General features: G+C 65.8%; 2 pseudogenes (1 of these 2 running past the window's edge). Both read left to right on the forward strand.

The features are described from left to right. A pseudogene (locus EOC06_RS21420) lies at window positions 1–447 on the forward strand (SDR family NAD(P)-dependent oxidoreductase); it begins 341 nt to the left of the window's first position. Next, window positions 441–685: pseudogene (locus EOC06_RS21425) on the forward strand (MarR family transcriptional regulator); the annotation flags it as partial. The pseudogenes EOC06_RS21420 and EOC06_RS21425, both read left to right, overlap by 7 nt.

Genomic DNA, 685 nt, shown 5'->3' on the forward strand with positions numbered 1-685 from the left:
CTCGACGTCAATCTGACCGGCGCCTTCCTGACGGTGAAGCCGGCGCTGGCCGGCATGGCCGCGCGGAAGACGGGACGAATTGTTTTCATCGCCTCGACCGCCGGCCTGAAAGGTTACGCCTACGTCGCGTCTTACGTCGCCGCCAAGCATGGCGTCGTTGGCCTGATGCGGGCTCTTGCCGCCGAAACGGCGAAATCGGGCGTCACCGTCAACGCCGTGTGCCCAGGCTTTGTGGAAACCGAAATGCTGGAAGAGTCCATCCAGCGCATCATCGAGAAGACCGGCCGCTCGGTCGAGCAAGCGCGGTCAAGCCTCGCCTCGACCAACCCGCAAGGCCGCTTCATCCAGCCGGATGAGGTCGCCGCCGCCGTGCTGTGGCTGTGCGGCGACGCCGCCCAGTCGATAACCGGACAGGCGATTTCCATCTCAGGAGGCGAAACATGGTAGCCGGCCCCCTGCCCGCGCCGTCGGGACCCGGCAAGGACCGCTTGCGGCTGTGGATCAGGCTGCTGCGAGCCTCGCGCACGATCGAGGCCGAGCTGCGCGAGCGGCTGAAGAAGGAGTTCAACACGACGCTGCCGCGCTTCGACGTGATGGCAGCCCTCTATCGCGCGCCGGAAGGCATGCTGATGAGCGACCTGTCGCGTTTCCTGCTGGTCTCCAACGGCAATGTCACGGGCATCGT

This window comes from Mesorhizobium sp. M7A.F.Ca.MR.362.00.0.0, from assembly GCF_004023175.1.
Classification (GTDB): Bacteria; Pseudomonadota; Alphaproteobacteria; order Rhizobiales; family Rhizobiaceae; genus Mesorhizobium.